We start from the raw sequence: 25,738 nt of genomic DNA on the forward strand, positions 1-25,738 counted from the left end.
ATGAAAAAGCTATTATCTATACTATTTGTTTTTCTTACAATACTTTTATTTTCTCAAATTTATTTTCTTACTGATGATGGGATTTATAAATCAACGGATAAAATATTGGATGGAAAATTTAAAGATATTTGCTTTTTAGACAACAAAATTTATGCAATTTATAATGATTCTATAGTTGATATTTTTACAAAAAAAGAAATTTATATAGAATCTCCAATCTACATTGGAGAAGGTTATTTTTTATCTAACAATAGATTATATAAATTTGAAAATGGAAAACTTGAATTAATAAGAATCATTTCGAATCTTGAATATCCTTTTGTTTATAAAAACGTTATATTTGGTATAAATATGGGAAATGTTGTTGCTTTAGATAACGGAAAAATTGTATGGTCGCTCAGCCCTAATAATGGAAAAATACATAAAATTAGAATTATAAATGGAAAACTTGCAGTTTTTTCTTCTTCAGATTTATCAATTTTTGATATTGAAAATCCTAAATTTCCAAAATTCATAAAAAAATTCAATATAGCTGATGATTATGTATACAACGGTTATCATGTTATTTTAAAAAATAACTTATTACAGTTTTACGATGAAAATAATAAACTAATATTCTCCAAAAATGTTAATGGCAATAAAATAATTACCGATGGCGAAAATATAATAGTAGGCAATTACCTAATTACAAAAGATTTTAATGTTACAACTTATCCATTCAAAATAATTGCTTTTATTAATGTAAATCATGAAATTAATTTTACAACTAATAAAGTTAAGCTCCTATGGCAAATAAACCTTGATCAAGAGATAACATCAAAACCCGTTGCCAAAGATGGAACTCTCTTCGTTGCCGCGACAAATGGGAAAATATTCAAAATCGAAGATGGGAAAACTACATGGAATTATACTTTACCTTTCATTGTTACTGGACATCTTACTCTAAATAATGATGGGCTATTAATTACTTGTTGGGATGATTATTTATACCAATTTGATTTTAATGGAAATCTAATATGGAAAGTAGAACTTGACTCTGATTTAACTTTAGGAGCTGCTTTCGATGGTCAAATAATTTATGTGGTATCTGACGATGGAATCTTATATGAAATTAAAGATGGGAAAATTTTGAACCAATATGAAGTTGGAAAATGGCCCATTTCAGGTCCTTTTGTTTCATTATCAGGAAGTGTTTACATTGTAGATGGTATGGGATATTTATGGAAAAACAATAAAAAAGATAGGTTTGTTGGAAATGTCAAAAACTTAGCTTTTTCATTAGAAAACCCTCAAATCCCCCCAGAAAATTCTTTCATATTGCTCGACATACTAAATAATAGATATACATTTAAAGAAAATAATATATACAAAAATGATAACTTGATATTATCACTTGATGATAATATTCAAGATGGTATTATTGGAAATAAATTTCTATATGTTTTAACAAGCGGTAGTAAATTGTATGTAATTGATTTAAAAAATTATAATATAGTCTACAATAACTTCTTTGAAAACTCAAAGTTTCTGGTAATGGACAATATTGGAAATCTATTTATAATTGGAAAAAATATTTATGCATTATCAACAAATGACATGCCAAGTGATTCTTGGTACAGCATTTACAAAAATCATTTAAACTCATCTTCTGTAAATTTCTAACTGAGGTGACAAATAATGTTTATAGGTGCAGAAGAATATGCTGTTGTAGTTCCTATAGTTAACAAAAAATATTTTTTATTAGAAATTAGATCAAATTTACTTAGAGTACAACCAGGGGAAATTGCTTTTCCTGGCGGGAAAATAGAATATGGAGAAACCCCAAAAAGTGCTGCAATAAGAGAAACAGTAGAAGAAATTGGTGTACGACCAAATATAATTTCAAATCTTCCTCCAGTTTATACTCCATTTAATATTATTATACATCCCTTTATTGGTATTTTAGAAAGCTCTAATTTAAATATAAACAAATATGAAGTCGAAAAAACTATTGAAGTGCCAATTGAAATTTTTAAATCACCTAAGTATACATATGACTTAAAAGTAAAAATCATTCCTCCTAGTTCTTTCTCATTTCATCTAATTCCAAATGGAAAGGATTATAAATGGAGAAGTGGAAAATACAAAGTTATGTTTTTTGAATATAATGATCATATTATCTGGGGAATGACAGCTTTAATTGCACACGAAGCATATAAAAGAATAAATGAAAAGGGGGAAAAACAATGAAAGAAAAGATTATCAAAAGAGTTGAAGAAATTCAAGAAGACATTAAAAATTCGATGAAAAAGTTTATTTCAATCAACTCAGTGAACCCAAGATCTGGAGGCCCAGGTGAAAAAGAAATGGCTGAATGGCTTCAAAGTTTAATAAAAGACTGGGGTTTTGATTCAATTGAAAGGTATGATGCTAAAGATGATATTGTTCCGTATGGATTCAGGCCAAATATCGTTGCAAGATATAATGGAACAGTTGGAAAAAGAACAATTTGGATAATTACACATATGGACAAAGTACCAGCTGGAGATTTAAGTTTGTGGAAAAATGATCCTTTTACACCTGTAGAGAAAGATGGAAAAATTTACGGGCGAGGCGCGGAAGATAATGGTTCTTCTTTAATTGCATCTTTATTTGGTTTGAAGACAATAATGGATCTAGGTATTCGTCCAAAAGATAATATTGCTTTAGCTTTTGTTTCTGATGAAGAAACTGGTTCTGATTATGGTATTAAATATCTTGTTAAACAAAATCTCTTTAGTAAAAATGATTTGTTCATTGTGCCTGATTCAGGGGAACCTGACGGTTCATTTATTGAAATAGCTGAAAAATCAATACTTTGGTTTAAAGTAATTGTTTCCGGAAAACAAGCTCATGCTTCAAGGCCTGATATTGCTAAAAATGCTCACAGATACGGAGCAAAATTTTTAACAATTTTAGATGAATATTTAAATTCAAATTATAACAAAGAAGATTTACTTTTTGATTATCCAAAAAGTTCATTTGAACCCACAAAAAAAGAATCCAACGTTGAAAATGTAAATACCATTCCTGGTACAGATATTTTCTATTTTGATTGTAGGATATTACCACAATATAACTTAGAGGAAATTTTTAAAAACATTGTAAGTTTAGGTAAAAAATTTGAAAAAGAAAATGGAGTAAAAATCCAAATTGAAAAACTCCAATTTGAACAAGCGGCTCCTCCTACTGATAAAAATTCAGAAATAGTAGTTAAATTAATAAATGCAATTAAAGAAATGAGAAATATAACACCAAGAGTAGGTGGAATTGGTGGTGGAACTTGTGCTGCAATTTTAAGAAATGAAGGTTTACCAGCTGCTGTGTGGGCTACTATTGATGAAACTGCCCATCAGCCTAATGAATATGTCGTAATTAAAAACTTAATTGAAGATACCAAGGTCTATGCCTATTTAATTGCAAATTCATAAAAGAAAAGGGGGAAAAACTATGGAAAGAATTATTAGAGCACCTAGGGGGACAACATTATCGTGTAAAAGTTGGCAAACGGAAGCTCCAATGAGAATGCTTATGAACAACCTTGATCCAGAAGTTGCAAGAGATCCAGCAAATTTAATCGTGTATGGTGGGACCGGTAGAGCTGCAAGAAACTGGCAATGCTTTGATAAAATAGTGGAAACACTAAAAACTTTGGAAATGGATGAAACATTACTTGTACAAAGTGGAAAGCCTGTTGCAGTATTTAAAACAAGTGAATGGGCTCCTCGTGTCTTGATTGCAAACTCAAACTTGGTACCAAAATGGGCAAATTGGGAATATTTCAGAGAGTTAGAAGAAAGAGGCCTTATTATGTATGGTCAAATGACTGCTGGAAGTTGGATATATATAGGAACTCAAGGTATTTTGCAGGGAACATATGAAACTTTTTATGCAGTCGCTAAAAAATATTTTGGTGAAACTTTAAAAGGAAAATGGGTACTTACTGCTGGACTTGGCGAAATGGGTGGAGCTCAACCTCTTGCAGTAACATTAAATGATGGTGTTGTACTCGCTGTTGAAATAGACAAAAGAATGATTGAAAGAAGACTTAATACTGGATATCTAGATACTTGGACGGACAACTTAGACGAAGCACTCGAAATGGTTCAAAAAGCAGTTAAAGAAGAAAGACCATTATCAGTTGGTCTTCTTGCAAATGCAGCAGAAGTTCATCCTGAACTTGTCAAAAGAGGAATAATCCCTGATATAGTTACTGACCAAACTGCAGCGCATGATCCACTAACTGGATACGTTCCAGCTGGAATGTCATTTGATGAAGCATTAAAATTGAGAAAAGAAAATCCTCAGAAATACTTAGAATTAGTTTATGAGAGCGTTGTAAAGCACATTAACGCAATCCTTGAAATGCAAAAACAAGGTGCAAAAGTATTTGAGTACGGTAATAATATTAGAAGACTTGCATATGATCATGGTGTAAAAGATGCATTTAATATCCCAGGATATGTACCCGAATATATTAGAGATTTGTTTGCCGAAGGAAAAGGACCATTTAGATGGGCAGCTCTGTCAGGAAATCCTGAAGATATTTACAAAACTGATAAGAAAGTGCTCGAGCTATTCCCATATGATGACCATCTAAGAAAATGGATAGAACTTGCACAAAAGAAAGTAAAATGGCAAGGGCTACCTGCAAGAATTTGCTGGCTTGGTCAAGGAGAACGTGCAGAATTTGGACTTGCAATTAATGAAATGGTCAAAAAAGGTGAATTAGAAGCACCAATTGTTATTGGAAGAGATCACCATGATACTGGCTCAGTAGCAAGTCCATATAGAGAAACTGAGGCTATGAAAGATGGAAGTGATGCAATTGCAGATTGGCCAATCCTAAATGCAATGTTAAATGTAGCAAGCGGTGCAACATGGGTATCATTCCATCACGGTGGAGGTGTTGGTATTGGTTATTCCTTACACGCAGGTATGGTTATAGTTGCAGATGGAACAGACCTTGCACACAAAAAACTTGAAAGAGTCTTGACAAATGATGTTGGTTTGGGTGTTGTAAGACATGCTGATGCCGGCTATGAAATTGCAATCGAAACTGCTAAAAAACATAATTTAAGAATGCCAATGCTTGACTAAAACTTCTTACTATAAAAAATGGCTTTGGGGTTTACCCAAAGCCATTTTTTTAATTACTTTTGTTTAACTGCTAGTAATCATATCCTTCTGTTAGAATTTCATTAATTCCATCAAGTATTTCTTCAGGGGTAATTAATTCTCCACCTACTTTATTAATAAATTTAACTTTCGTTCCTGGTTTTACCAACCTTAAAATTTCCCTTCCATATTGCCCCAAATTCATTTCTGGAATTATTACTGCCTCGACTTTTGAAAGTCTTTTTCTAAGTTCGTGAACTGGAAGTGGCCATATTGTTATTGGTTTAAACAACCCTACCCTCATTTTATCATTTCTTGCAATTTTCACGGCTTCTTTTGCGCTTCTTGCAACTATTCCATATGCAATTACCAAAACTTCTGCATCTTCTGTTAAATATTCATCATATATTGAGATTTCATCAATATGTAATTTTATTTTGTTAGATAATCTTTTAATAAGCTTTTCTGCTGTATCATATGCCGCATTTGGAAAACCAGATTCATCGTGTACGAGACCAGAAACATGGAATCTTGTCTTTCCCATCTCAACTAACGCAGTTGGTTTTGGCTCTGCATATTCACTTTCAACATATGGGACAAATATTTCTTCTTCCTCTAGATCTTTTTCAGAAATTCTATTTACAATTTCAACATTCTTTAAATCAGGCAACTCAAAAGCTTCCCTCATATGACCAAGTGTTTCATCCATTAAAAATACTACTGGAGTTCTATATATTTCAGCTAAATTAAATGCTTCTATCATATATCTATATACCTCTTCAACAGTTGAAGGATACAAAGCTATTATGGCATGATCCCCGTGAGTTCCCCATCTTGCCTGCATTATATCGCCTTGAGCGGGTTTAGTTGGTAAACCTGTTGAAGGCCCACCCCTCATTACATTTACAAATACGCAAGGCGTTTCAGTCATTACTGCGTATCCTAATGCTTCTTGCATTAAGCTAAAACCCGGTCCACTTGTTGCAGTCATTGATTTTACACCAGCAAGAGAGGCACCTATTATAGCAGCAGCACTTCCAATTTCATCTTCCATTTGTATAAAAACACCATTTACTTTTGGAAGCTCTCTTGCCATAGTTTCTGCAATTTCTGAAGATGGAGTTATAGGATATCCTGCGTAAAATCTACATCCTGCCTTTAAAGCCCCATAGGCTGCAGCTTCGTTTCCCTGCCAGAAAACAAGTTTACCCATTTTTTTCACCTACTTTTTCAGTTATATCTACAATATTTATAGCAAAATCTGGACACAAATTTTCACATATAAGACAGCCAATACAGGTTGAATGATCTTCAACTACCGGTCTTTTAAGTTCTCCCTCCTTGATAGTTTTTGTTGGGCACATATGATAACAAATTCCACAGCTTTTACACCAATCATAATTTATATCTACTCTAAAGCTTCTTTTTGCCATCTAAAACCACCTCACTTAATTAATGATAAGAATATTCCTGCGGCAACAGCTGAACCAATAACACCAGCAACATTTGGGCTCATTGCATGCATTAAAATAAAGTTTGTTGGATCTTCTTCTTGTGCAACCCTTTGTGCAACCCTTGCAGAATCTGGAACCGCGGATACTCCCGCTGCACCAATCAAAGGATTTATTTTATCTTTTAAGAATAAGTTCATTAACTTTGCAAATAAAATCCCAAAAGTTATAGCAGTAACAAATGCAACTGCTCCCATCCCAAAGACTAAAAGAGATTTAGGCGTTAAGAAAATATCTGCTCTTGCAGATGCACCAACCGAAACACACAATAAAATTGTTACTGTATCTAAAATATACCTACTTGCAGCTTCTACTAATCTCTTAACAACTCCAGCCTCTCTTAAAAGATTTCCAAACATAAGCATTCCTATCAATGGCAATGATTTTGGAATTATCAAAGCAACTATTATAGTCGTTATAATTGGAAATAATACTCTTTCAGTTTTTGTTACTTTTCTAGGTGGTTTCATTCTTATTTTTCTTTCTTCCTTGGTTGTAAGCAATTTTGAAACCATAGGTTGTAAGACAGGAATTAGTGCTATATATGAATATGCTGAAATTGCAATTATTGATAATAGTTCTGGTGCAAACTTAGAAGTAATATATATTGATGTAGGTCCATCTGCCCCTCCAATAATCCCTATCGAAGCAGCTTGCTTTAAAGTAAATCCGAAAAACCTAGCTAAAAGGAATGTTATAAATATCCCCATCTGTGCCGCCCCACCAAGGAAAATTGTAATCGGATAAGATAGCATAAATGAAAAGTCAGTTAAAGCACCTATACCTAAAAATATCAATGGAGGGTAAATTCCGAGGACCAAGCCCTGTTGCAAATACCAGAGCACACCACCAGGTGAAGTTTCTGTAGGAGGATTTAAAATTCCAGTCACATCTGGAGGTACATTTGCAAGAATAATTCCAAAAGCTATAGGTATTAATAACAATGGTTCAGCATCTTTTGCTATTGCTATGTATATTAAAACGCCAGCAACAGCAAACATAACTAAATTACCAATAGATAAATTCATAAACGCCGTACTTTGAAAAAAAGCCATTAGTGATTCTAACAAGTCCAACTCCTCCTTTATTTTTATTTCTACTCTTATTATATATCACTATTTAAAATAATGAAAGAAATATTAACCTTCATTATTCTTAAAAATTTTCATTCTTGCTTTATAGCATCATTTAAGCTCAACAATATAAAGTAATACGTAAGTTCATAATTATAATTTGCAACTTTTGAAGATAATATTGAAGATAACACCTTTGCAAATTTATAATCACAACTAAACTCCTCACATATCCAGAGGGCTATTTTAGATAATACTTTTAAAAAATTAAAATCTTTTATACTTGATAAACTAGCAACAAAATTATTAATCTTCTTAGCATCTTCCAAGCTTTCTTTCACTTTTAAGTAAAGTGAATAGCAATAACTAGGACTTACTTCAAAATTTTCAATTTCAACGATTTTCAAATTATTTGCCTTTATTTCATCTACTTTGTCTGGAAACTCAATTGCTAGTTTTTTTAATATAAAATCCTGTAATCCTAATAAAATATCTTTTGGAACACTTACATAATACTTTTGCAATCTACTTCTAATAGTTGGATATAATGCTTTCCAATTAGTAGTTGTAAGAACTATAAGTGAATATGAAGGTGGTTCTTCTAATGTTTTTAACAAAGCATTTTCAGCTTCTGGAAGCATTTTTTCTGCATTAAAAATAACTACAATCTTTTTTCCTTTATCAGATGAAAATGATAAAAACTCTTGAATATTTCTAACTTGATCTATCTTAATATTATTTTCATCAATCATTAAATATCTTTGTATATTATAATTAGTAACATCTAAAACTGCTTGCTTTACTTTATCATTAACATATCTTTTATTTTCACCAACAATGGCTATAGAATTTCCAGAATTATTCTCAATTAATTTTCTTATTTTCTCCATATTGCTCCACCTTCTTCATAGTACTCTTCTAATACTTTTTCTAATGCTTCTCCATCATATTTTACAAGACCATCTTTCATTAAAATTACTCGATCAGCTATATCATTAAAAATCTCTACATGATGTGTTGCAAGTATTATACCAATACCAGTTTTTTTTAATTGCTCAACTAATCTTTTAATAATCATTCTATCGTACTTATCCAACATTGCAGTTGGCTCATCAAGTAGCAAAAATTTTGGCCTCATTGCTAAAATAGAAGAAATTGCAAGCTTTTGTTTCTGACCTCCAGATAAACTATATGGATCAAAATCTTTATAATCTAATAATCTGGTAGTTTTCAATGTTTCTAAAGCTCTTTTTTCAATTTCTTCTCTTTCAAGTCCTATATTTTCAAGTCCAAAAATTACATCTTCCCAAACAGTACTGCCAACAATTTGCGTTTCAGGATTTTGAAAGACATAACCAGTTGCCATATAAAATGGCTTACCATCGCTAGATATTATTTCACCTTTAAAATTTACCACACCCGCAAGGGCTTTTAAAAATGTTGTTTTTCCACTGCCGTTATGGCCTAATAATAATACTAATTCATTCGTTTTGAATTTTATATTTATAGGGCCAATTATTTTCTTATTTGTATAAAATACTTCCAAATTATTAGTTATTAATTCTATAATATCAACTCCAATAAATCTCCAGTATTGAATTTTAATATATCATTTGCTCTATATTGATTTGCAGCAATTTCAACATATCCAGTACTATCATTATGTATCAGTAATTGTCCTTTTTCAACTTCAGAATAATAATTTGCTATGGGAATTTCTATTCTCTTTCTATTTTTAACTATTGTAACTTTTTCAAAATCCTTAATCCAATCATAAGGAATATTTGTTTCAATATTTCCAAATTTATCAATATAAGCAATTTCTCCTCGAATATTATTCCCAGATTTTTTTGGTCTAATATATGGAAGAGTTCCATAGTTATACAATTGATCTCCAAGTTGTTCAAATTTTCCTAGGTGAATGTATGCAGCAGCTGGAGAAAAAATATCTCTTCCATGAAAGGTTTGAGAATCTCCATAATAAAATTCTTTATTATTAAGCTCTCTTATCTCTATTGGTTTTTCAATTTCAAAGGTAAGTGTAAATACACCATTATCCGGTCCTACAAAGTAATAGTTCTCAGTTTTTGCTGCTATAGCCTTTCTAGAACTTCCTACACCATAATCAACCACACATAGGAAAATACTTCCCTTTGGAAAATGAATAAAAGAGCGCGAGAGGATGTACATTGCCTCTCGCACATTAAATGATGAAATATCATGAGTTAGATCTACTACCTCTACATTGGCAATTTTTCGCATAACCCCTTTGCAAATTCCAACATAATGAGATAAACCCCAATCAGTCATAAATACAATCATATTATCACCTTAATAAAATAACTTGGTTAACTCCTTTAAATAATAATCTACAGGTCTGTAATTTAACATTGTCTCTGAATAAGGAATTTCAGTAATAGAAAACCCTTTTACACCAACTGCATGATAAACTTTTCCCATTTTTATCATTTCTATTGCATGTGCAGCCATCTGAGTTGCGATAATTCTATCCATTGCTGCTGGAGATCCGCCTCTTTGTAAATAACCAAGATTAGTATATCTCCATTCAATCCCAAACTTTTCTTTTAATTTTTTTTCAATATACTTTCCAATAATTTCTGAAGAACTTAACTTCTCAAATCCATCACACTCTTTCTTTATCTCTTCAGGTAATTCAACTCCAGATTCCACTACTATTAATGAAAATCTTTTTTTACCTTCATATCTTCTCTTTATAATTTCAATCAGTTCATCAAAGTTTGGTTTTTCAGCAGAAGTAATTATATAATCAGCTCCACCTGAAAGTCCTCCAATTGTAGCAATCCAGCCACCAGGTTTTCCCATTGTCTCAACTATCATAACCCTATGATGTGATTCAGCTGTAGAATGAAGAACATCCAATGCATTTTTAACATGCTCAACTGCAGTGAAAAAGCCTATAGAAAAATCAGTAAATGCTAAATCATTGTCAATCGTTGCGGGTACCAAAACTGAGGGAACTCCTATTTTCATCAAATTTATTGCTGCCTTTGCACCAAGTCTTCCTCCTAAAATAAGCAAGGATGAAATCCCATACTGTTCAACTTTTTCCTTAACTTTTTCCACATTTTTCTCAGGAACATATAGTGATGTTCCAAGCATAGTTCCACCTTGATGTAATATGTTTGATACATTAGGTCTCAATAAAACTTCTAAATCATCTCTCAATAACCCTTCAAATCCATCTTTTATTCCCATAACTTCAATATTTAGGTCTAACCCTCTAACTACAGCTGAACGTATTGCTGCATTTATACCTGGGGAATCATTTCCTACACATAATACACCTACACGTCTCATATAATTACTACCCCCTTACAATTGTCATTAATACTATTGATGTAATAGCCATTAATTTTATCAGTATATTAATCGAAGGTCCTGAAGTATCTTTATATGGATCTCCTACTGTATCTCCAACCACTGTCGCTTTATGCGCAAAGGAACCTTTACCTCCAAAATGTCCCTCTTCAACAAATTTCTTTGCATTATCCCATGCTCCACCAGAATTAGCCATGAATATCGCCAACATAACTCCTGAGACTGTAGCTCCAATCAACAATCCACCAACACCTATTGAACCAAAAAGAAAATATAGTAATGTTGGTGAAAGAATAGCTAATACTGCAGGAAGTACCATTTTCTTTAATGCACCTTTAGTCGCAATTTGTATACATTTTTGATAATCTGGTGTAGATTCACCACTTAATATTCCAGGAATTTCTTTTATTTGACGTCTAATTTCCTCAACCATATCATCTGCAGCATCACCAACAGCATGCATAGTTAACGCTGAAAAGAAGAATGGCAACATTCCACCAATTAAAGCACCTAAAAATAGATATGGATTACTCAAATCTACTGAGCTAACATTTGATATTGCGCTAAAGTTAGCAAATAACGCAAGTGCAGTAAGTGCTGCTGAACCAATTGCAAAGCCTTTACCCATAGCTGCAGTTGTATTACCAACAGCATCAAGAGAATCTGTAATATCCCTGACTTTAGGATCCAATCCTGCCATTTGTGCTATTCCACCAGCATTATCCGCTATTGGCCCATAAGCATCCACAGATAAACTTATACCTAAAGTAGAAAGCATGCCAACACCTGAAAGTGCAACACCAAAAAGTCCTAAAATTTTATATGACAGTACAACTGCAAGTGCTATTAACAAAGTTATAATAAATGTTGACTCCATTCCAAGTGCAGTTCCACTAATTATTACATTTGCAGGGCCCATAGTTGACGTTTTTGCAAGATTTTCAACCTTTTTTCCTGAAGTATACCACTCAGTAATCAACCCTATTAATAATCCAACAAAAACTCCAAAAAAGACCACATAAAAGATATTCAACCAATTTACTAAATAACTATATACAAATGTTGCTGTAAGTGTTAAAACGCCAGCAAAAATTGTTCCAAACCTCAAAGTTTTAGCAGGATCAGCAGATTTTTTTGCCCTCAATAAAGTTGTAACTATTCCAACAAGTGAAGATAATAATCCAAAAATTACAACAAACACAACTGAAGTAAAGCCTTTCTCTCCAAAAAATAAACTTCCAAGAACAATTGCAGAAAAAATTGATCCTACATATGACTCATACAAATCAGCACCCATTCCAGCAACATCACCAACGTTATCTCCAACATTATCAGCAATAACTGCTGGATTTCTAGGATCATCTTCTGGAAGATTCGCTTCAGTTTTTCCAACAATATCTGCTCCAACATCAGCGGCTTTAGTATAAATTCCACCACCAACTCTTGCAAACAATGCAACAAATGATGCACCTAACGAATAATAACTTATTAATTCAATATCTTTTGTAACATAATATGTCAAAGAAAGTCCTAAAATTCCAAGCGTGGATACAGTTAATCCCATAACGGCTCCACCAGAAAATGAAACACTTAAAGCTTCACCTAAACTTTTGGTTGCTGCCCAAGCAGTTCTTGCATTTGCTCTTGTAGCAATAGCCATTCCAAAATAACCTGCCAAAACAGAAAAGGCTGAACCTATAAGTAAGGCAATACTTGCCTTAATACCCACTATAAAATAGAAAAATATAGCTAGAGCAAAAATAACTGGAAAAAATACTTTGTATTCCTGCAGTAGGAAGGACTTTGCACCCTTTTGAATAATCTCTGATAGCTGAGTTGTCCTCTCATTTCCTGAGGATTTTTCCAAGATTTTAAAAGCAAGAATCAAAATAAAAACAACTGAAATTGCTCCAGTTATCAAAAAATAAGCCAAAATCTCACCCCTTTAGATAAAGTTGAGGGCCTCCAAAAGCCCTCAATTTAACTTATTTTTTATTCACTTTTTTATCCATCTTATCACAATTGGGCTTGCTATATATAGGGATGAATATGTTCCAACTATAGTACCGATTGTCATACCAAACGCGAATGGTTTTATACTATTTCCTGAGAACAACAATAGTATAAATATTACTATGAAAGTTGTCAAGGATGTATTTATAGTTCTCTTAATAACTTGATTAATACTATTATTCACCAATGTTTCAATAGTACTACCACGTGATCTTCTTAAATTTTCCCTGATTCTATCGTAAACAACTATAGTATCGTTTAAAGAATAACCTATCAAGGTTAAAACGGCTGCCACTGCCGCAACATTTAATTCATAGTTAAAGAATGAATAAAATCCTAAAGTTATGATAACATCATGTATCAATGCAACTACTGCACCTACACCAAAGACAAACTGGAATCTTAAAGTTATGTAAATTAAAAGTGCAAGTAATGTAAATACAATTGCTTTCCAAGTAAGATTCTTAATCTCTTGCGCTGCATAACCACTTGTTTCGTTAAATCCAATTACCTCTGCTGTATAATTATTATTCTTAAATGCTTCAACTATTTTTTGGCTAAGTACAGATTTTTCTTCTCCAGTGTAAACTTTTAATTCTCCATTTTCATCTTTTGGTGAAACTACAATTGAAAACTTAGAAATTCCTTTTGGATCATCAACGCTTTTTATTTGGGTAATTCTGGCATTTTCAAACTCAGGTGCCAGGTTCTTTATTATTTGTCTAACGTCTGATTCACTAACTTCTGCATTTACTTTTAAAATTATTTCCGAGCCACCTAAAAATTCAACACCAAAGTTAAAACCTTTAGTAAAAATACTTATCAGAGATGCCACTACTAAAATTAGTGAAATTACTATAAATATTTTTCTTTTTCCAACGAAATCAATCATGCCCTGGCACCTCCCTTGCTAGCACCTTTAACTTTAATTGCTCCAGAGAATAATTCAAGGAAAAATCTTGAAACAACAAGGTTAACAAACAAACTACCAAGAACACCAATAATTAACGTTATAGCAAAACCTTTCACTGTTCCTGTACCAAAATAATACAAGAACAAACCAGCTATAATTGTAGTTAAATTAGCATCAAACAAAGTTATAAATGATTTTGAAAATGCAGTTGAAATTGCTGCTTTTACAGAACTTCCTCTTCTGATCTCTTCCTTAATTCTTTCATAAATAATTATATTTCCATCGACAGTAGTACCAATTGTCAAAATGATACCTGCAATTCCAGGTAATGTAAGTATTGAACCAGTTGCAGCTAAAATTCCAAGTAATAAGAAAGTATTATATAAAAGTGCAATATCAGCTACAATTCCCATTACTCCATAGAATATTATCATGTAGATTAAAACTAATATAATTCCAATTATACCTGCCTTGAGAGAAGCTGAAACAATATCTGCTCCTAAAAGAGGTGCAACCCATCCAGATGAAACCTTTTCAAGTCTTGCTGGCAACGCACCACTTTTTAATATAGCAGCAAGTTGTTTTGCTTCATCAAGTGTAAAATTACCTTTAATTAAAGCACTTCCATCTGTAATTTTTGCTGTAACAAACCCAGCAAATTGCACTCTATCATCCAAAACTATCGCAAGTCTTTTTTTCAAAGCTTGCTGGTATGCTACACCACCTTGGTTAATTAAGTCTTCTGGAACATATAATTTTTCCGTAATTCTTTTAAAAACGTCTGCATACTGCTTATCCAATTTGAATGTTACAACATAACCTGCAACATTATTTCTATCAACTTGTGGAATTGCTTCTACTATTTTTGGAGAAACAAGTTTCAAATTAGAAATATTTGCTATTTCCTTTTTTACCAAGTACCAAGTTTTGCCCTCTCTATCAAGTAGCCATTCTGCCTTTTCCCTTTTTGCTTCATTTATAAGATTTGGATCAATATTTGGATCTGATGTTGTAGAATCAATAACTTGACCAAACCAAAGAAGTCCTGTAGAACCTATCAATTGTTCTGCACGGGCTGTATCAGTAGCTCCAGGAATTTCTACAATTATAAATGTATTTTCCTCACGAAATGTTTGTTTTACAACCGCTTCCGTATAATTTGCCATATCAAGTCTGTTTCTTAAAACGGTCCAAACATCTTCTGCTACTTGTGAAGGATTCTCAACTGATTTATCAATATCTACTTTATATTCAATTCTGGCTCCACCACTTATGTCAAGTCCAAGTTTTATTCTACTGAAAAGACTTGCAAGTCCCTTGTATCCTTCACTTGTTGGCCAGAGCAGCGAAAGAAAAGCAAGTGCGATAACGATAAGTGTAATAATTCCCCTAACTTTGTTATCTTTCATCTCATTACCTCCCCTGGCTTATTCTTTATTGTCTTCTTGACTAGATTTAGAATTTTCTTCTGTTTTATTTTTATTTTTCAAAACTTTTGAAATATATACTTTTGCTACTTCAAGTTCGGTAGTATTACTTGTCTTTATTTTCAAAGTGTCTTTTTTTACATCTATGACTTTTCCAACAATACCACCAGAGGTTATAATTGTATCTCCTCTCTTAATTTCAGAAATCATCTTTTTAAATTCTTTTTCACGCTTTCTTTGTGGTAGAATTACCAAAAAATACATCATTACAAAAAAGATCAATAAAAGAAACAACATTTGAAATAATCCACCTGCAGCACTTGGAGCAGCAGCTGTTGCACCACCCGTGCTTGCTGATGGATCAGGGACACCTGAATAAACAATATTTGCCATAAAAACACCTCCTGTATTTTAAAAATTCATTTTTTCTGCTGATTTTACAACATGTTCCATTAATAATGCAGTAGTTATCCTACCAACACCTCCTGGGACAGGTGTAACTTTTGCAATTTCAGATACTTCTTCCTTCACATCTCCTACTATTTTCCCATCAACTACATTTATTCCAACATCGATAACAATTGAATCAGCGTTTACCATTTCTTTGGTTACAAGTCCTGCTTTTCCAGCAGCTGCAACAATAATATCAGCGTTTCTAGTAATTTCTGCAAGATTTTTTGTTTTTGTATGACATACAGTCACTGTTGCACTTCTATCTCTTCTTAAAAGCATTGTTGCTAGAGGTTTTCCAACAGTTGTACTTCTTCCAATAATTACAACATTTTTACCCGTAATTTCTGTAACATTTTCTAAAATCTTTACTACTGCTTCAGCAGTACATGGAGCAAAAAACTCATTTCCATACATTAACATTCCAAGATTATACGGATGTCTTCCCTCAATATCTTTTTCAGGAGACAGATTTTCAAAAACCAACATTTCATCTAATTCGGGTAAAGGATGAGTTACAAAAATCCCATTAACACTTTTATCTTCAGATAAATTCCTCAATTTTTCTAACACTTCACTTGAATTAGAAGCCTCAAAAATTTCGTAATCTAGCCCAAACCTTTTTGCCGCTTTCTCTTGACTTTTCAAATAACTTATTGTTGAAGGATCTGGCTTATAAGTTACTGCAACCAATTTTGGTACTTTTTTTAACTTAGACATGCGGTCCATGATTGAATTTTTAATTTCAGAATATAATGGCTTAACATCAATTAACAATTTGCTCATCCCCCTTGAGTACTGTTTTAAAATTTATTTATTGGTTTAAGACCATGCTTATATAAAATACCACAGGTTTCAAACATGCCATATTTTGTAAGGATCAAACTTATACCGTTTAATTCTGCTATTTTTATAGTCTCAGGCATTATCTCTCTATTTCTGACAATAATTACCGCTGGTATTCCTACAACACTTGCAGTTCTTACGCACTGAGGGCTTGCAAGCCCTGTTACAAGCAATGAACCTTCCTCACCAAATGCTAATACATCACTCATTAAATCAGATGCAGCAACTTTTTCAACTTCAATATTTTCTATTCCATTATCAACAATTAGTTTAGCATTTAAAAGATTTATAATCTCTTTTAATTTCATTATTCCCCCCCTTTTAGCAAATCACCTTTATACGCAAACTTTAAAAATGCTTCAAAAGTCCAAGGACATTTTTCTCTAAAAATATTTGCAATATTCAACGCATATTGCTGTATTTCCCACTGAGCATGAGAATCCGCTCTAAGATTTAAAAAGTTCATCAAACTTCTTGCATTAACGGTCCAATAAAATTGTGTATACGAAGACATTGGAAGAACAATTCTTGCCATTTCTCTTGCTACACCCATTTCTAAAAGCTCTTTATACACTTTATATGAATTTTCTATTGAAGATTCTATTAAATCTAAAGCCTTTTGTTTTAACTGTTCATCATCAACTCTTATAGCTTTTTGTTTATCTTCAACTACGTTTTTTCTTACATGATCTGGGATATAAAATTCATCCTTAAGTTCTGTATACCTTAAGCTTGCTTCATTAAAAGATCCAATCCTATGCCTAAACCATTGCCTTGCTACAAAAATAGGCGCTTTTACATGAAATGTAAAAACTATATGCTCAAATGGTGTTTCATGCCCATGCTCCATAAGATAAAATATAAGATTTCTATCTTTTTCAGGTGTCTTAATACCTTTTCCATAAGAAACACGAGCAGCTTTAACAGCTGCATAATCATCTCCCATCATATCCACAAGCCTTAAAAATCCCTTATCTAGTATCTTGTATTCCAAAAAGAGGCACCTCCATTTTGCTAATTATTTTTTCATACCTTTCTTCATCTATCATACCACTTTTATACCATTCTTCAAGTTGAGTTATACTTAATAATTCCATAACAGGTTTATAAGTCAATCTATGCAAGGGAGTCAACCCATGTTCTTTAATTAATTTTAAATGAAGTTGCGTTGGATAGCCTTTATGCTTCTCTAGCTTATAACTTGAAAACTTTTTTGCATATGAAACAATTATCCTATCTCTAACTACTTTAGCTAATATTGATGCAGCAGAAATTTCCTTTACTAATGAATCGCCTTTCACAATACATTTAAAAGGAAATTTCAAATTTAAATTTTTTCCATCAACAAATGCTATATCAAAATCTACCTTTTTCTTTAATTTTTCTAAAGCCCTATTCATAGCAATTTCTGTAGCATGCAAAATATTATATTTATCAATCTCATCAGCAGTTGCAATCGAAATTGCAAAATAGCTTTTTTTAATTATTTCCAAAAACAACTTCTCACGTTTTCTGCTTGTAAGTTTTTTAGAATCATCTAGTCCATCAATTTCTTCATTTAAAACTACTGCAGCTGCTACAACAGGGCCAAACAATGGACCTCTTCCTGCCTCATCAACACCTGCAACTACCATCATTGAATCATCCCATAAACTTTATTAATATATTCAAAGAATTCTTTAGAATTATTCCCTGTTATTACAAACAACCAATTTCCTTTCCACCACGTAATAACATTAAGGTCTTCAAACTTTGTTTGCAAATAACCTCTATCAAATAAACTAAATTTAAAATAATTAATTTTCAGAATACTTCCAAATGTCTTTATCAATCTATTCCAGTCATTTTTAGTAAGTTTTTCATCTTCATATTTAAATACGTAAAACATTCCATCAAAGTTTTTAAATACTCCATACATTCCTCTATTTAGCTGCACACCATACAAAGAATTTATCTTTCCTGCCTCTACCAACGGATATTCAAAGCTATCTAATAAACTAATTGCACTCTTTAATGAAAAACTACCAGGCAAAGAAGGTGTTTTAATTATTAAAGTACAGCTAAATGCTATTAATAGCACTAAAACTATTGCTACTAAAAGTTTTCCCATTAAACTCCCTCCCCAATAAAACCAAAGAACTCAGCTGCCTTTTCTATTATATCACGCCTCATTGCAAGGTCTGCATGATTTGCACCATAAAATATAAAATTAATATCACTATCCTGAGTTGCGCTAAAAACTGGAACCATTCCGTCATTTTCTAAAAAAATTGAATTCTCAGGATAAATATTATCCACAATATACTTTAAAAAATATAGTCCTGTAAAATATATCGGATTTGATTTTAAAATATCATCAATAGTCTCAACACTAACCTCTAATCTTCCAACAAAATTTACTCTTTTTACATAATCAGGAATAGGAGGAAATTTTTTACCAAAAATTAAATATTTATAATTTGGGGCTAAAATATAACCATTAAAAAAATTTGCAAGTAAAAGCGCTCTCTTTATAAGCTCTACTTTTGGTGTTGTGAAAAAATTCAAAATACTAGTCTTTAAAAATATTAATTGTGCCAGTGGGCTTCCAACATGTGATGTACCTGCAAAAATTACTTTTTTTACCTTCCTTGAAAACTCTTTATCTTGAAGAGCAAATCTTAGTAAAATCCCACCCATGCTGTGTGCATAAACATAAATTTCTTTAAAAGAATCTGTCAATTCAATCAGCTTTTTAGAACTATATTGTAAATCTACCGAAAGGGACGGATAAAGAAAAAAATATATACCAACATCATCTGGCATTACTTCTTTAAAAGAATCAATCATACTTTTTTTGTAAAATCCCAACTTCTCATCTACCTCTTTGGGAGCTATTCCATGAATCAAGATCAGCTTTTTTCTACCTTCTCTAACGGTAATCAATTCAGGTTCAAATGGAAAATAATCTTTAACTTCCACCTCATCATATTCAAAAAACGGTTTAATTTTTATGCCTAAACTTCTAAAAACCACAACCCCGCTCATTTTATAACTATATAACGGAATAGATAAGACCACTGTTGAAACCGCTAGTAAAAATAAGATTAATATAAATCTTTTCAATCAACAACCTCCTCAAAATATTTAGCAATTTTTTCAAACGTTTTAACTATATCATCATATATGATAATGTCTGCATAATCATCTAACGGTGTCTTATCTTTATTTATTATCACTAAAGTCTTATTTTGTTTTTTAGCATAAATTGGCAAATACGCAGCAGGATAAACTTGAAGTGAGCTTCCAACTACAATTAAAGTTCTTGAATTATCAATCAAAGAGTAAGATTCTTCTAAATATCTTACACTTTCTGAAAAAAATACAATATCTGGCCTTATTAATCCACCACACTCACAAATATAACCATCAAAAATGTTTTTTGATTGTTTTCCACATTTTGTACAGTAAAATCTTGTAGCATTTCCATGGAGTTCCAATACATTTTTCGAGCCTGCTTTGTAATGAAGATTATCAATATTTTGAGTTATAATACCATTTATATATCCATTTTTTTCAAGCTTTGCAAGAAACATATGAGCAAAATTTGGTCTTGCATCATACATTTTTGGAAACTCTTTGTATACAAAACTATAAAAAGCAGAAGGATTTTCAAAGAAAAATTGAAGATCAAAAATTTTCTCTCCATATTTTTGATACAGTCCATCTTCACTTCTAAAATCTGGTATTCCGCTCTTGGTACTAATACCAGCGCCTGTCAAAACTACAATCTTACCATTTTTTATTATCCTTATTAATTCTTTTAACATAATAAAAACTCCCCACTAAAAAAATAAATATATATATTGAAAATTTTCTAAAAAATACCGCAAAAAGGACTGAAGCTAACAATATAATAACTTTTAAAAGATTCCACTTTTGAATTTTCACTATAGAATACAAAACACCAAGAACTAGGCCTATTATAGAAGCATAAACTCCCTCAAAAAAACCATGTAATTGGGCTGAATATTTTCCAATTATACTTCCTGCTAATATAATTATTGACACAGGAGGGATTAATACACCTAAAACAGAAAGCAATATCCCACTAAATCCAATTACTTGCTCGCCTATTAATATAGCTAAATTTATAGCTATTGGCCCTGGCATTGATTGTGCAAAAGATAAAATTTCTGCAAATTTTTCCTCATCAATATACTTGGAAAATTTTCTTTTTAAAACTGGAACCATAGCATAACCACCTCCCAAAGTAAAAAGGGAGGTTATGAAGAATTTTCCAAACAATTCAAAACTTTTTTTAAAATAATTCTTCTTCATTTTCTTTTTCTATCCTCTCTAAAAACTCCATATATTTTTTATCTATTTCCTCTTTCTCCTTTTTAAAATTTATAAGCTTTTTTCTTGCAACTGCAAGCAAATCAACCGCTTTTCCATACAACTTTATTGCAACTTCAATATCAACATCATTTTTATGAAAATAATTCTTTACAATCTCTATTTTTTCAACTAATTCATTAAAATCTAATTTTTCCATATCTTCAATTTCTAAAGAGAGTATGTCCTCCATAAAGCTCCTCCTTTTTTATTTTTTTCTCTGTTACAACCTTAGTTTTTACTTTTCCGTCCTTCAAAAATAAATCTAATTTATCTCCTATTTTCATCTGTCTAATACTTTTTACAAAATGTCCACTTTTCATAACTAATGCCCCACCAAATAAAAGTGGTGCAAATTCTTCTCGTTTTAAAAGCTCTTGAAATGTTTCATTAAGCATTGTTTCTTTATTTGAAAGTAAAATTGATATATCTCTTTCAAGTATTTTTTCAAAATTTTCAACACTATCTTTTTTGGATTTCAACTTATTTTCGAGAGAATTAGATATAAACCTTAAAAAATCTTCAGATAATCTCTGAGATGAATCATTTATTTTGTAACTAACAAAATTTTCAATCTTTTCATAAGTTTCATCCAGATCTTTTACTATCTTTATAAAATCACTTCCTATAACTTTCTTCATATAATCTATCAAACCTAATTCTACTGTTCTTTCATAGACTTTAAAAACATTAGAAAGTAAAATTCTTAAGTCATTATAACTATCATCTAATTTTTTTACATTATCTTCTATTTGCTTTGATATAGCTCTTGCAACTTCTGTTGGAGTAGCAAATCTCTTCCAGGCAACATAATCCGGGATTGTAAAATCTCTTTCATGCCCTATACCCGACAAAATAGGGCAATACTCATTAAATTTTGCAATCTCTATTCCAAGCGACAAATCATCAAAATACATCAGATCACTTCTTGCACCACCACCACGAGCAATGACAACAACATCATAGTCTATATTCGATTTTCTTATACGATTAAGCGCTAAAATGATACCGGAGGCAGTTTGTGCCCCTTGCATAGGTGATTCATAAAGATGCACAATAGGACGGTACAAATAATGAACTGTCAAGTTTTTTAAAAAATCTTCGTAACCAGCTGCACTTTTAGATGTTATAATAGCAATCTTTTTTATCGGTGGCAATTCAGAAAGATCATGCTTTTCTTTCATTAATAAATTCCTAACCTCAAGCTCTTTCAATATTTCTTTTCTTCTTTTTTCAATCTCAGATTCTCCCATCGGAGCTATTGTATCTGCATAGAAGGTAAAACTCATTCTATCTCTGAAAAAAGAAAGTTTTCCTTGAAAAATCCATTTTTTCCCAACAAGCTCCTTAACATTAGAAACCTTTATAACTTCCAAAATTTTTGGTGCAAGATATCTAGGTACATACACTGTAATTTCAATATTTCTTGTTCCATTCTTTGCAGTATAAGGTTGTGAGACATCAATATACAAACCTGTAGAATGGTTATTTGCTCTTACAACATCAGCATAAAACCTAAAGGTCTCGCTTGTAAGACCCGTCATTTCTATTTTTTTTGTAACATATTCATTTAATTCTATAAGATCTTTAAATTCCTTTACCCCTGCCATTATTCCCACTCTTTTCCATAATAAACATCTACTTTTAAAGGAACATCTAGCTTGACTGCATTTTCCATCTCATCTTTTACTATATCTTTTACAATCTCTAATTCATTATCGGGCACTTCAAAAACTAACTCGTCATGAACCTGCAATATCATTTTTGAACGTAGATTTTCCTTCTTCAATCTATTATGAATATTAATCATAGCTATCTTTATTATATCAGCTGCTGTTCCTTGAATCGGAGTATTTACAGCTATTCTTTCTCCTTCTTGAACTCTATTACCATTTTTCGATTTTAACTGTGGAATATATCTGCGCCTTCCAAAAAGCGTTGTAACATAACCTTTTTTCTTTGCTTGTTCCTTCATTCTTTTTAAATACTCAAAAACTCCTTTATAGTATCTAAAATAGTTATCTATTATTTTTTTTGTCTCTGAAACATTAAGACCAATTCTCTTTGAAAGACCATACGGTGAAACTCCATAAATAATTGCAAAATTTACCATCTTTCCAACTCTTCTCATTTGTTCACTAACAAACATCTCTGAAACACCAAATATATTGGCAGCAGTAATTGTATGAACATCTAAATTATCTTTAAATGCTTTAAGTAGATTTTCATCTTTACTTACATGCGCCAAAACCCTTAATTCTATCTGAGAATAATCAGCACCTAAAATCCACCAATCTTGTCTTTGAGGTCTTACTGCTTTTCTTATTTCTTTTCCCTCTTCGCTTCTTGTTGGAAGATTTTGCAAATTTGGATTTGAACTACTTAATCTTCCAGTAGAAGTTCCTGTTTGATGAAAAGTAGTATGGACCCTGTTTGTTTTTCGATTAATAGATAACGGTATTGAATCAATATATGTACTTTTTAATTTTTGATACTTTCGATACTCCAGTAACAATTTTGCAATTTCATGTTCTTTTGAAAGTTCCTCTAAAACTTCCGCATTAGTTGAAAACTTACCAGTCGCTGTTTTTTTGTAAGGAGCAATATTTAATTTTTCAAACAGTATATATGCTACTTGAGCTGAAGAATTTAAATTGAACGTTTCACCAGCTATCTCAAAAACTTTTTCTTTAATTTCATCCATTTTTTCTTGATATTTTTTTGATAATTCTTTTAAATAGTCCGCATCAAAATACACTCCATTTAGTTCCATTTCTGAAAGAACATCTATTAAGGGCATCTCAATTTCATAAAACAAGTTTTCCATCTCATTTTCATATATCTTCCTACCAAGCTTTCTAAATATTCTGTATGTCACATCCGCATCTTCGCAAGAATACTCCACGGCCTTTTCTAGTGGGACATATGAAAAGTCATTTCCAAACAATGGTACATTTTCATTTACTAATTCATCAAACGCGATCATTTTATAACCCAAATATTTTAAGGATAACTCTTCAAGATTAAAACGTTTTTCATCTGGATTTAAAAGATAGGCTGCAATCATCGTATCAAAATGCGGAATATTTGGAGAAAATCCCATGCTTTTAAATATTTCATAGTCAAATTTTAAATTCTGACCAACGATATTATAATCTTTCTCTTGCAAAATTTGTTTTAGAAATTTATCTATTAAACTTTTAGAAATATTCTTAGCTCCAAAATGAGATACTGGAATATAATACGCCTTACCTTCCATTGTGGAAATAGAGACCCCGACTAGTTTAGCTTCAAATGGATCAAGTGAAGTTGTTTCCGTATCTATTGAAAAAGTTTTGTATTTTTCTATTTCATCTGCTAGTTTTTTCAATTTATCTTCATTATCTACCAGTATATATTCTTTTTCTAATTTCTCCTGTAAGTTTAATTCTTTAATTATAGATGAAAATTCATACTTTTTTAATACCTTTAAAAGCTTATCGGAGTTATATCCCCTATAAATTATTTCATCTTTTTCCAAATCCACTGGTACATCATATATCAACTCCACAAGTTCTACACTTTTTTGCAAATCTTCCTTTGAATTTTCCAAAAGCCTTCTTAATTTCTCCGTCAAAAGGTTAATATTTTTTAATACATTTTCCAAGCTATTATATTTTTTCAAAAGCGAAACAGCTGTTTTCTTTCCTATTCCTTTAACCCCTGGAATATTATCAATCTGATCACCAACAAGAGATAAATAATCTTTGAATTGTTCTGGGTAGATTCCATATTTTTCAAAAACTTTATTTCTATCGTACAATACCAAATCTGTTATTCCTCTTTCAACTCTCCAAACAAAAACCTTATCAGAAATAAGTTGTAAAAGATCCTTATCTCCAGTTATTATGTTTACTTTTTCAAAATCATTTTCAAATTTTTTAGAAAGCGTAGCAATAATGTCGTCAGCTTCAAAGCCTTCTATTTTTAAAACTTTTATTCCAAGAGCATCAACAAATTCTTCTACATATGGAATTTGCTCTAAAAGTAAATCAGGCGTTGATGGCCTATTTGCTTTATATGTTTCAAGAATATTTTTTCTTTTTTTGCTACCGCCTTTTGAATCTAAAACAAAAACACAAGCATCTTTTCCAATATTGATATGTTCTTTTAAAAATTTTATAAGCATTTTAGTAAGTCCGTATACAGCATTAGTGTGCAAACCAGATGAAGTTTGAAGAGATTGATCTATAGCATAAAATGCTCTGTATACTAATCCAGTTCCATCAAATAGAAACATCTTTCCCATTTTTTTGCATCTCCCTGATATCCTCAAGCAATTTAACAGCACGTCTTAAATGAGGAATTACTATTGAACCTCCAACTATCAATGCCACATCAAAAATTTCAAAAAATTCTTCATCACTAACTCCAAGTTGCGCACACCTTATCATATGATAAGTAATACAATCATCACATCTTAAAACCATTGAAGCAACAAGTCCCATTAACTCCTTTGTTTTCTCGTCTAATGCACCCTTTTTGTAAACATTTCCATCTAAGTTAAAAAATCTCTTAGTATTTAAAGTCCCTTCTTCAAGAATTTTTTCATTCATCTTTTCTCTGAATTTTTTGAATTCTTCAAGATTCATA

Annotated in this window: 27 protein-coding genes; 4 read left to right on the plus strand and 23 right to left on the minus strand. The window is 31.5% G+C overall.

Features of this window, described 5'->3' with window-relative positions:
* Genes HNP65_RS08455 through hutU form a run of 4 tightly spaced genes read left to right on the plus strand, consistent with a single transcriptional unit; the run spans position 1 to position 5,118 of the window.
* Positions 1-1,662: an outer membrane protein assembly factor BamB family protein gene (locus HNP65_RS08455; protein WP_184619832.1), complete on the plus strand. Its 1,662-nt coding sequence runs from the start codon at positions 1-3 to the stop codon at positions 1,660-1,662.
* Positions 1,663-1,677: 15 nt separating this feature from the next.
* Positions 1,678-2,229: an NUDIX hydrolase gene (locus tag HNP65_RS08460; protein ID WP_184619833.1), complete on the plus strand. Its 552-nt coding sequence runs from the start codon at positions 1,678-1,680 to the stop codon at positions 2,227-2,229.
* The gene (locus HNP65_RS08465; protein ID WP_184619834.1) at positions 2,226-3,449 is read left to right on the plus strand and encodes a M20 family metallo-hydrolase; all 1,224 of its coding nucleotides are present in this window, start codon (positions 2,226-2,228) and stop codon (positions 3,447-3,449) included. The genes HNP65_RS08460 and HNP65_RS08465 overlap by 4 nt, the downstream gene beginning before the upstream one ends.
* 19 nt (positions 3,450-3,468) lie before the next feature.
* Positions 3,469-5,118: a urocanate hydratase gene (gene hutU / locus HNP65_RS08470; protein WP_184619835.1), complete on the plus strand. Its 1,650-nt coding sequence runs from the start codon at positions 3,469-3,471 to the stop codon at positions 5,116-5,118.
* Positions 5,119-5,188: 70 nt separating this feature from the next.
* Here hutU and HNP65_RS08475 read toward each other — a convergent pair whose 3' ends face one another.
* The 23 genes from HNP65_RS08475 to HNP65_RS08585 all read right to left on the minus strand — a co-directional run bounded on the left by HNP65_RS08475 (position 5,189) and on the right by HNP65_RS08585 (position 25,737).
* Entirely contained in the window at positions 5,189-6,349 is a 1,161-nt protein-coding gene (locus HNP65_RS08475; protein ID WP_184619836.1) for a 2-oxoacid:acceptor oxidoreductase subunit alpha, read from the minus strand.
* Positions 6,342-6,569 (minus strand): 4Fe-4S binding protein, encoded by a 228-nt coding sequence (locus HNP65_RS08480; RefSeq protein ID WP_126993022.1) that lies wholly within the window; start codon positions 6,567-6,569, stop codon positions 6,342-6,344. Before HNP65_RS08480 ends, HNP65_RS08475 begins: the two co-directional genes overlap by 8 nt.
* A gap of 11 nt (positions 6,570-6,580) precedes the next feature.
* On the minus strand, positions 6,581-7,717 hold the full coding sequence (locus HNP65_RS08485; protein ID WP_221236900.1) for a sodium ion-translocating decarboxylase subunit beta: 1,137 nt from the start codon (positions 7,715-7,717) through the stop codon (positions 6,581-6,583).
* 95 nt (positions 7,718-7,812) lie between these two features.
* Positions 7,813-8,610: a hypothetical protein gene (locus HNP65_RS08490; RefSeq protein ID WP_184619837.1), complete on the minus strand. Its 798-nt coding sequence runs from the start codon at positions 8,608-8,610 to the stop codon at positions 7,813-7,815.
* Positions 8,598-9,266, minus strand: a complete 669-nt coding sequence (locus HNP65_RS08495; RefSeq protein ID WP_184619838.1) for an energy-coupling factor ABC transporter ATP-binding protein — start codon at positions 9,264-9,266, stop codon at positions 8,598-8,600. The genes HNP65_RS08490 and HNP65_RS08495 overlap by 13 nt, the downstream gene beginning before the upstream one ends.
* 17 nt (positions 9,267-9,283) lie before the next feature.
* Positions 9,284-10,042: an SAM hydrolase/SAM-dependent halogenase family protein gene (locus tag HNP65_RS08500; RefSeq protein ID WP_184619839.1), complete on the minus strand. Its 759-nt coding sequence runs from the start codon at positions 10,040-10,042 to the stop codon at positions 9,284-9,286.
* 9 nt (positions 10,043-10,051) lie between these two features.
* Positions 10,052-11,059: a 6-phosphofructokinase gene (locus HNP65_RS08505; protein WP_184619840.1), complete on the minus strand. Its 1,008-nt coding sequence runs from the start codon at positions 11,057-11,059 to the stop codon at positions 10,052-10,054.
* A 7-nt stretch (positions 11,060-11,066) separates the two neighbouring features.
* The gene (locus tag HNP65_RS08510; protein ID WP_184619841.1) at positions 11,067-13,013 is read right to left on the minus strand and encodes a sodium-translocating pyrophosphatase; all 1,947 of its coding nucleotides are present in this window, start codon (positions 13,011-13,013) and stop codon (positions 11,067-11,069) included.
* Between the two features lie 63 nt (positions 13,014-13,076).
* Entirely contained in the window at positions 13,077-13,985 is a 909-nt protein-coding gene (gene secF / locus HNP65_RS08515) for a protein translocase subunit SecF (protein WP_184619842.1), read from the minus strand.
* Positions 13,982-15,415, minus strand: coding sequence for a protein translocase subunit SecD (gene secD, locus HNP65_RS08520; protein WP_126993014.1), 1,434 nt, complete (start codon positions 15,413-15,415; stop codon positions 13,982-13,984). Before secD ends, secF begins: the two co-directional genes overlap by 4 nt.
* An 18-nt stretch (positions 15,416-15,433) precedes the next feature.
* On the minus strand, positions 15,434-15,826 hold the full coding sequence (yajC, locus tag HNP65_RS08525; RefSeq protein WP_184619843.1) for a preprotein translocase subunit YajC: 393 nt from the start codon (positions 15,824-15,826) through the stop codon (positions 15,434-15,436).
* An 18-nt stretch (positions 15,827-15,844) separates the two neighbouring features.
* The gene (locus HNP65_RS08530) at positions 15,845-16,660 is read right to left on the minus strand and encodes a bifunctional 5,10-methylenetetrahydrofolate dehydrogenase/5,10-methenyltetrahydrofolate cyclohydrolase (RefSeq protein WP_184619906.1); all 816 of its coding nucleotides are present in this window, start codon (positions 16,658-16,660) and stop codon (positions 15,845-15,847) included.
* A 26-nt stretch (positions 16,661-16,686) separates the two neighbouring features.
* On the minus strand, positions 16,687-17,037 hold the full coding sequence (locus tag HNP65_RS08535) for a DRTGG domain-containing protein (protein ID WP_184619844.1): 351 nt from the start codon (positions 17,035-17,037) through the stop codon (positions 16,687-16,689).
* Positions 17,037-17,723 (minus strand): FAD-dependent thymidylate synthase, encoded by a 687-nt coding sequence (gene thyX / locus HNP65_RS08540; protein WP_126993012.1) that lies wholly within the window; start codon positions 17,721-17,723, stop codon positions 17,037-17,039. Before thyX ends, HNP65_RS08535 begins: the two co-directional genes overlap by 1 nt.
* Complete coding sequence (locus tag HNP65_RS08545; protein WP_246348246.1) at positions 17,701-18,366, minus strand: ribonuclease HII; 666 nt, start codon at positions 18,364-18,366, stop codon at positions 17,701-17,703. Before HNP65_RS08545 ends, thyX begins: the two co-directional genes overlap by 23 nt.
* Positions 18,363-18,839, minus strand: a complete 477-nt coding sequence (locus tag HNP65_RS08550; RefSeq protein WP_184619845.1) for a DUF3242 domain-containing protein — start codon at positions 18,837-18,839, stop codon at positions 18,363-18,365. The genes HNP65_RS08545 and HNP65_RS08550 overlap by 4 nt, the downstream gene beginning before the upstream one ends.
* Positions 18,839-19,834: an esterase/lipase family protein gene (locus HNP65_RS08555; protein ID WP_184619846.1), complete on the minus strand. Its 996-nt coding sequence runs from the start codon at positions 19,832-19,834 to the stop codon at positions 18,839-18,841. The genes HNP65_RS08550 and HNP65_RS08555 overlap by 1 nt, the downstream gene beginning before the upstream one ends.
* Positions 19,831-20,538, minus strand: coding sequence for an NAD-dependent protein deacylase (locus HNP65_RS08560; RefSeq protein ID WP_184619847.1), 708 nt, complete (start codon positions 20,536-20,538; stop codon positions 19,831-19,833). The genes HNP65_RS08555 and HNP65_RS08560 overlap by 4 nt, the downstream gene beginning before the upstream one ends.
* The gene (locus HNP65_RS08565; RefSeq protein WP_184619848.1) at positions 20,501-21,049 is read right to left on the minus strand and encodes a chromate transporter; all 549 of its coding nucleotides are present in this window, start codon (positions 21,047-21,049) and stop codon (positions 20,501-20,503) included. The genes HNP65_RS08560 and HNP65_RS08565 overlap by 38 nt, the downstream gene beginning before the upstream one ends.
* Positions 21,030-21,299 (minus strand): exodeoxyribonuclease VII, encoded by a 270-nt coding sequence (locus HNP65_RS08570; protein WP_184619849.1) that lies wholly within the window; start codon positions 21,297-21,299, stop codon positions 21,030-21,032. Before HNP65_RS08570 ends, HNP65_RS08565 begins: the two co-directional genes overlap by 20 nt.
* The gene (locus HNP65_RS08575) at positions 21,271-22,716 is read right to left on the minus strand and encodes an exodeoxyribonuclease VII large subunit (RefSeq protein WP_184619850.1); all 1,446 of its coding nucleotides are present in this window, start codon (positions 22,714-22,716) and stop codon (positions 21,271-21,273) included. The genes HNP65_RS08570 and HNP65_RS08575 overlap by 29 nt, the downstream gene beginning before the upstream one ends.
* A complete protein-coding gene (gene polA / locus HNP65_RS08580; protein WP_184619851.1) occupies positions 22,716-25,394 on the minus strand; it encodes a DNA polymerase I in 2,679 nt (892 codons plus the stop codon). The genes HNP65_RS08575 and polA overlap by 1 nt, the downstream gene beginning before the upstream one ends.
* A complete protein-coding gene (locus HNP65_RS08585) occupies positions 25,372-25,737 on the minus strand; it encodes a carboxymuconolactone decarboxylase family protein (RefSeq protein ID WP_184619852.1) in 366 nt (121 codons plus the stop codon). The genes polA and HNP65_RS08585 overlap by 23 nt, the downstream gene beginning before the upstream one ends.
* Position 25,738 lies beyond the last annotated feature (1 nt).

Source organism: Thermosipho japonicus (genome assembly GCF_014201655.1).
In the GTDB taxonomy this organism is placed as follows: domain Bacteria; phylum Thermotogota; class Thermotogae; order Thermotogales; family Fervidobacteriaceae; genus Thermosipho; species Thermosipho japonicus.

What these genes read in the sequence shown, in the direction of transcription:
- HNP65_RS08460 (WP_184619833.1), top strand. Translation starts at nt 1,678, where the DNA reads ATGTTTATAGGTGCAGAAGAATATGCTGTTGTAGTTCCTATAGTTAAC.
- secD (WP_126993014.1), bottom strand. Translation starts at nt 15,415, where the DNA reads ATGAAAGATAACAAAGTTAGGGGAATTATTACACTTATCGTTATCGCA.
- HNP65_RS08545 (WP_246348246.1), bottom strand. Translation starts at nt 18,366, where the DNA reads ATGATGGTAGTTGCAGGTGTTGATGAGGCAGGAAGAGGTCCATTGTTT.
- HNP65_RS08455 (WP_184619832.1), top strand. Translation starts at nt 1, where the DNA reads ATGAAAAAGCTATTATCTATACTATTTGTTTTTCTTACAATACTTTTA.
- yajC (WP_184619843.1), bottom strand. Translation starts at nt 15,826, where the DNA reads ATGGCAAATATTGTTTATTCAGGTGTCCCTGATCCATCAGCAAGCACG.
- HNP65_RS08550 (WP_184619845.1), bottom strand. Translation starts at nt 18,839, where the DNA reads ATGGGAAAACTTTTAGTAGCAATAGTTTTAGTGCTATTAATAGCATTT.
- HNP65_RS08490 (WP_184619837.1), bottom strand. Translation starts at nt 8,610, where the DNA reads ATGGAGAAAATAAGAAAATTAATTGAGAATAATTCTGGAAATTCTATA.
- HNP65_RS08480 (WP_126993022.1), bottom strand. Translation starts at nt 6,569, where the DNA reads ATGGCAAAAAGAAGCTTTAGAGTAGATATAAATTATGATTGGTGTAAA.
- HNP65_RS08570 (WP_184619849.1), bottom strand. Translation starts at nt 21,299, where the DNA reads ATGGAGGACATACTCTCTTTAGAAATTGAAGATATGGAAAAATTAGAT.
- HNP65_RS08565 (WP_184619848.1), bottom strand. Translation starts at nt 21,049, where the DNA reads ATGAAGAAGAATTATTTTAAAAAAAGTTTTGAATTGTTTGGAAAATTC.
- HNP65_RS08475 (WP_184619836.1), bottom strand. Translation starts at nt 6,349, where the DNA reads ATGGGTAAACTTGTTTTCTGGCAGGGAAACGAAGCTGCAGCCTATGGG.
- polA (WP_184619851.1), bottom strand. Translation starts at nt 25,394, where the DNA reads ATGGGAAAGATGTTTCTATTTGATGGAACTGGATTAGTATACAGAGCA.
- HNP65_RS08505 (WP_184619840.1), bottom strand. Translation starts at nt 11,059, where the DNA reads ATGAGACGTGTAGGTGTATTATGTGTAGGAAATGATTCCCCAGGTATA.
- secF (WP_184619842.1), bottom strand. Translation starts at nt 13,985, where the DNA reads ATGATTGATTTCGTTGGAAAAAGAAAAATATTTATAGTAATTTCACTA.
- HNP65_RS08560 (WP_184619847.1), bottom strand. Translation starts at nt 20,538, where the DNA reads ATGTTAAAAGAATTAATAAGGATAATAAAAAATGGTAAGATTGTAGTT.
- HNP65_RS08585 (WP_184619852.1), bottom strand. Translation starts at nt 25,737, where the DNA reads ATGAATCTTGAAGAATTCAAAAAATTCAGAGAAAAGATGAATGAAAAA.
- hutU (WP_184619835.1), top strand. Translation starts at nt 3,469, where the DNA reads ATGGAAAGAATTATTAGAGCACCTAGGGGGACAACATTATCGTGTAAA.
- HNP65_RS08465 (WP_184619834.1), top strand. Translation starts at nt 2,226, where the DNA reads ATGAAAGAAAAGATTATCAAAAGAGTTGAAGAAATTCAAGAAGACATT.
- HNP65_RS08500 (WP_184619839.1), bottom strand. Translation starts at nt 10,042, where the DNA reads ATGATTGTATTTATGACTGATTGGGGTTTATCTCATTATGTTGGAATT.
- HNP65_RS08575 (WP_184619850.1), bottom strand. Translation starts at nt 22,716, where the DNA reads ATGGCAGGGGTAAAGGAATTTAAAGATCTTATAGAATTAAATGAATAT.
- HNP65_RS08535 (WP_184619844.1), bottom strand. Translation starts at nt 17,037, where the DNA reads ATGAAATTAAAAGAGATTATAAATCTTTTAAATGCTAAACTAATTGTT.